We start from the raw sequence: 6,084 nt of genomic DNA, 5'->3' as shown, positions 1-6,084 counted from the left end.
TCGGTCCCATCGCATTCATCAAAAGGAAGTTTGAAGGATCGTACTCAAGTCCAACTTTATTCGCAACACGGGCAGCCATAGGAACCGCAGAAACTCCCGCAGAACCAATAAGCGGATTAATTTTCTTCTTAAGGAAAAGATTCATGATTTTTGCCATTACAAGACCGCCAATTGTGGCAACTGCAAATGCAAAAAGACCAAGAACAATAATTCCAAGTGATTCTTTCTTAATGATTTTTTCAGGAGTCATCTGGCTTCCAACACCAAGAGAAAGAAGAATTGAAACAATGTTCATAAGCTCGTTTTCCATAGTTTTAGAAAGACGTTCCGCAGCATGGCTTTCCTTTACGAAGTTTCCGAACGCAAGCATTCCAATCAAAGGACAAGCTGGCGGCAAAAGAAGAATTGAAATCACAAGAAGCAAAATCGGAAACAAAACTTTTTCTGTCTTTGAAACAGGCCTAAGCTGATCCATTTTTATCAGGCGTTCTTTTTTTGTCGTAAGAAGTTTCATAATCGGAGGCTGAATCATCGGAACAAGAGCCATGTAAGAATATGCGGCAACCGCAATAACCGCCATCATTTCAGGAGCAAGCTTTCCAGAAACATAAATTGAAGTAGGACCGTCCGCACCGCCGATAATTGAAATCGCGCTAGCCTGAAGCATTGTATAGTCAGTTCCAAGAAAAGCGTTCATAAATGCAACACCGAAAAGCGTAAAGAAAACGCCAAACTGGGCAGCACCGCCAAGCAATGCAGTTTTTGGATTTGCAATAAGAGGACCAAAGTCAGTCATTGCGCCAATTCCCATGAAAATAAGCATCGGGAAGAATTCGTTTCCAACGCCCGCGCTGTAAATTATATGAAGCATTCCATGAGGAGCGTCTCCCATTGCCGCGCCCGGAATATTCACAAGAACAGTTCCAAATCCAATAGGAATAAGAAGAAGCGGCTCAAATCCTTTTCCAACTGCAAGATAAATAATAAGGAAGCCAATTGCAAGCATAATCAAAGACTGCCAGCCCGGAGCTTTAGGAGCTTCATCAAACGGATTGTTTTCTTCCGCCGCAAGCTGAGCTTCTGCCTGCGCTTTTTCCAACGCAAGCTCTTCCGCTGTAGGCTGATGAATCATCTTATAGATTCCAGTTGACTTTCCAATATTCTTTAAGAACTTTGAAATAGAAATATCATATTTTCCATTCCAGTTTTCAGTTCCTTTTATTACACGTTCCATTCCAGAAGCTGGAGCAGGTTTGTCTTGCGCAAAAGTTCTTGTTGTAAATGAAAGAACTCCAGCAACTGCCATAATCGAAAGCATAATAAATGCAATTTTTGTATTTTTAATTTTCTTTGTATCAGGCATACTATTTCCTTAAAAAAACTTCCACCGCTCCTAAAAAGAGGCGGCAGATAATCTTAGCAAATTTCAGCTACTGGCTGACCATTTGTAAGCTGAGTTCCAGCACTTGCAAGGAAGTGAACTTTTCCATCAACAGGAGCTTTTATTTCAAGTTCCATTTTCATTGACTCAATAATAACAACATTGTCGCCTTTCTTTACAGAAGCGCCTTCAGCAACTGCTGTTCTAAGGAACACGCCGGCAACCGGAGCATTTACTTTTGTTCCATTGCCAGATGAAACTGGAGCAGCTGGAGCCGCAGTTGCAGGAGAAGCAACAGGTTTTGCAACTGGAGCAGGCTGAACAACAACACCGCCAATGGTGGCAAGAACCTGTCCGCTCTGAATCTGTGAACCAGGAGCAACAGAATAAGTGATTGTTCCGTCATCTGTAGCTTTAACTTCAAGCTCCATCTTCATTGATTCAATTATTATTATAGTCTGGCCTTTAGAAACTTTTGTTCCGTTTGCAAAGCACTGCTTAAGCAATGTTCCAGCAACCGGAGCCTTTACATCAACTCCGCCTGTAGCAACCGGAGCAGAAGCAGAAGCAGGAGCCGCAGTTCCAGCCCCAACAGAAACAGAATAAGGAGTTCCATTTACTGTAACAGAACCGTTTCCGTCTGAAGTTACATTATATGCAGAACCGTTAACTGTGATTGTGTAAGATCCGCCCTTTGAAGCAGGTTCAGCAGCAGGAGCTTCTTTCTTTGCAAATGCAGTAGCAGCATCAACAGGACCGTTTGCTCTTTCCTTAAAGAATTTTGGAGCAACTTTCGGGAACATTGCATAAGTGAGTGTATCCTCGTCGCTTCCATCGCCACCGTTTTCCTTTGCTTCCTTAACCATTTTGTCCCATTCAGGTTCAATTTTGTCAGCAGGACGGCAAGTAATAACTTCTTCCATATTGTTCTGTGCAAGAGCTTTTTTTACGAGATCCGCATTTGGCTCTGCAGGAAGCTTTCCGTATTTTCCAACCAAAAGATCACGGAATTCACCTGTCATTCTTTCATAGCGACCAAAAAGAACATTGAAAACAGCCTGAGTTCCAACAATCTGTGAAGTCGGAGTTACAAGAGGAACATATCCAACATCTTTCTGGACAATCGGAAGCTCTTTTAGAACATCATCCATTTTGTTAGATGCGCCCTGCTGCTTAAGCTGGCTTTCGAGATTTGAAAGCATTCCGCCTGGAACCTGAGAAAGAAGAATGCGTGTGTCAGCTCCAAGGAAAGAAGATTCAAGTGAAGAATAATGCTTTCGGACTTCGCGGAAATAAGCTGCAATTTCAAGAAGCGCTTTTGTATCAAGCCCTGTATCATATTCGGTTCCCTTGAGCATTTCAACAACAGTTTCAGTTGGAGAATGGCTTGTTCCCATAGACATTGAAGAAATAGCTGTGTCCAGAATATCCGCGCCAGCTTCAACAGCCTTAAGTTCTGTAGCAACAGAAAGACCCGTTGTCGCATGAGAGTGAATCTCAATAGGAAGATCACAGGCTTTTTTAATTGCAAGAACCAAGTCATAGGCTTCATAAGGCTTTAAAAGTCCAGACATATCTTTTATACAGATTGAGTCCGCGCCGAATTCAGCATAAGTTTTTGCAAGGTCAGCATAAACCTGATTTGTATGGAAAGGAGTAACTGCATAGGAAATTGCCATCTGAACATGCTTTCCTGTCTTTTTTGCAGCTTTTGTGGCACGCTCAAGATTGCGAGGGTCGTTGCAGGCATCAAAAATGCGGAAAACATCAATTCCGTTCTTTGCGGCAGTTTCAACAAATTTGTCAACAACATCATCAGCGTAATGACGGTATCCCAAAAGATTCTGTCCGCGCAAAAGCATCATAATCTTATTGTTTGGAAGAGCCGCATGGAGCTTGCGAAGACGATCCCAAGGATCTTCATTCAAAAAGCGGATACAAGAGTCATAAGTTGCTCCGCCCCAGCCTTCTACAGCCCAGTAGCCAATTTTATCAATCATTCCGCAAGCAGGAAGCATATCAGCAGTTGTCATGCGAGTGGCATGCAAAGACTGATGGGCATCACGCAAAACAAGTTCAGAAATTCCAATTTTCTTAGACATAAATCAACCTCTTAATAAAAATCTATTAATTACAACGCTTTTTTATCTTTTAATACAGCGGCAATAGCGGCAACAACAGCGCCATTGTCTTCGGCAGGAACGGAAGGAGAAGCAACAGGCTGCTCGGCGACAGGCTCGGCGTCCCATTTTAAGGCATGAACCACAGCATGAAGCGCAATCATCGCCAAAATCATAATAATCAGAAAAAAGAAAACCACACCCATTCCCAGCAAAGTAAGAATTCCACTTTGACTGAACATTTCAAGAACTGTCATAGTTCCTCCCAAGAATAAAGATTTTATAGGAAAAGAATTTTTTTTAACCGAATCTTTCCGCATTTTAGCAAAAAGATACCGTTAATAATATAGAGAAATTTCAAAAACATTACAATTAGAATAGAAAGAATTTATTCATCAAATGGACAACAGTTACGCACAAAGCAAAAAAAAATCCGCCCGGAATAAATGAAGCGTATTCAAATATTCCAAGCGGAAATTTAGATTTAAAGTTTTAGGCTAAACCCTGAACTGACCAAGACGGCTATCCATTACAGAAATATTTTCCTTTGTGGACTGCGCCAAATCCGAAACATTCTGGGCTGCCGAACTTATTTGCCTTGCTCCGGCCGCCATTTCATCCATGCTTCCAAGAATTGTAGAAGAAACGTGCTGAACAGAATCCATTTCCTTAGAAACTTCAACAATTCCGCTGTTTACATCCTTGAATTTCTCATTTACTTCTGAAGACTGGCTTCTCATGTCGCTTAGCGCACTAAAAATCTGCCTTGAAGCGTTTTCCTGCTCATTCATGGCGTTGTCAATTTCACGGATAATCGTATCAGTTGAATTCAAATGCGTAACAATTTCGCCAAATGCAGTCTGCGAATCCTTTGAAAGGGAAACAACATCTTTAATAGAAGAAGAAATCTGTTTAAGTTCTGTATTGATATTTTTTGACTGTTGGCTTGAAGTTTCCGCAAGTTTCCTAATTTCATTTGCAACAACAGAGAATCCTTCGCCTGCTTTTCCTGCGTGGGCGGCTTCAATTGCGGCATTCATTGCAAGCAAGTTTGTTTCAGAGGCAATCTGCGAAATAATCTGGTTAGCCTGAATAAGCATTTTTGACTGGGCTGCAATTTCGTTGACTTTACCATCTACATTCGCAAGCTTTGTTTTTCCTTCGTCAACAGTTCCGCCAAGCTCTTTAAAGCTGTCAGACATTTTATGAACATTTGCGGTAACAGAAGAAATATTTCCAAGCATTTCTTCAATTGCAGCGGAAGACTCTGAAATTCCTTGAGCCTGAGCTTCAACAAGTCCAGACAAATCTCTTACGCTGCCGGCAGATTTTCCAAGAATTCCAGTTGTATTTGAAACAGAAAGCGAAAGATTTTCCGACTGCTTTTTTACGCCGGTAATGTTCGCCATAATCTGAGCAGTTGCGCTGGCAGATTCAGATGCGTTTGTTCCAAGGTTCTGGCCGATTGAATCAAGGGAATTCTGCGCCTCGTTCAGCTCAATGATAATTTTCTGAATCATTTCAATAAATTTATTTACGTCAACTGAAATATCATCAAACTCATTGTTCCATTTTATAGGAAGCCGCGCCGTAAGGTCTGCATCTCCAGAAGAAAGGTTGTTGATTGCATCTCCCACAGCCTTAAGCGGATTTATAATTTTTGAAATCAGAATAGCCACAAGAATTAAAATAATTACAACTGCGCACAAAACAGTAGCAATAAGAATCCGCGAAAAAATAGAAAATATAATTTCATGCACAAGCGAAACTTTCTTTCCGAGAAAAAGCGTTGTAAGGAAAGTTCCGTAGTCCTGCTTTAACGGAAAATAATATGTAAAATAGTTTTCTCCGTTTATTTTTGCGTTGTACAAAGTTTCTTCGCCACCAGAAGCTCTTTCAATTGGAGTTTTATCGGCAATTTCAGTCCCGAGCATTCCGGCAATTGAAGTAAAGGCTCTTTTTGATCCTTCAAAAATTGTAAAGTCGCAGGTTGTGGATTTTGAAATGCGGTCAACAAACGCATTGTTCAGAATTTCCTTTTTTGTAAAGAATGCTCCTACAACTTTTCCGTTAGCTTCCAAAGGACGCCCGCAAATATAAGAAACAATACCGTCAGCTTGAATAAAGCCGGAAAACCGTTTTCCCTGAAAGACATTTTTTACAGTCTGACCATCGATTTCATGCATATTTCCTATATTTATTGAAGTTCCGTCGTTTCCAACAAAACTACAGGCATCAAACAAAGAAGCGGCAATGGAATTTTTACAAGTATTGCGGAATAATTCAGGTCTTGAAAAGCCAAAGTTCAAGTAAATGTCTTCGATTGTCTTTAGAGTATACAAGGTTGAATCTGTGCAGCTTTTCTTATAAATATCAATTTCTTCATAAACAATGGAAACGTCGTCTTTTAATGTCTGCCTAAAATATTCAGAAAAATCGGTTTTGATTCTGGAATAGACAATAATCGAAAGAGCCGCGGCATAAACTGTAAGCCCAATAATATTCGACAGCATAAGAACCGCCGAAATTGAAAATCTTTTTTTCATAGTGTGAACCCCATGCAGTAATCAGTCCCCCCCCCCC

General features: G+C 40.8%; 4 protein-coding genes. All 4 read right to left on the bottom strand.

All coding sequences use genetic code 11. The annotated features are described in order from the left end of the window. The coding region (locus tag B4C08_RS03650) for a sodium ion-translocating decarboxylase subunit beta (protein WP_414717764.1) at positions 1-1,306 on the bottom strand (1,306 nt) is incomplete at its 3' end. 110 nt (positions 1,307-1,416) lie between these two features. Next, a complete protein-coding gene (gene oadA, locus B4C08_RS03645; protein WP_296662995.1) occupies positions 1,417-3,483 on the bottom strand; it encodes a sodium-extruding oxaloacetate decarboxylase subunit alpha in 2,067 nt (688 codons plus the stop codon). A gap of 29 nt (positions 3,484-3,512) precedes the next feature. Next, positions 3,513-3,758: an OadG family protein gene (locus tag B4C08_RS03640; RefSeq protein WP_296013290.1), complete on the bottom strand. Its 246-nt coding sequence runs from the start codon at positions 3,756-3,758 to the stop codon at positions 3,513-3,515. Between the two features lie 240 nt (positions 3,759-3,998). Then, positions 3,999-6,047 (bottom strand): methyl-accepting chemotaxis protein, encoded by a 2,049-nt coding sequence (locus B4C08_RS03635; RefSeq protein WP_296662992.1) that lies wholly within the window; start codon positions 6,045-6,047, stop codon positions 3,999-4,001. Positions 6,048-6,084 lie beyond the last annotated feature (37 nt).

Source organism: Treponema sp. UBA753, assembly GCF_002297325.1.
In the GTDB taxonomy this organism is placed as follows: Bacteria; Spirochaetota; Spirochaetia; order Treponematales; family Treponemataceae; genus Treponema_D.
The sequence above is the reverse complement of the archived record's forward strand: the minus strand, read 5'-3'. Positions and strand labels throughout refer to the sequence as shown.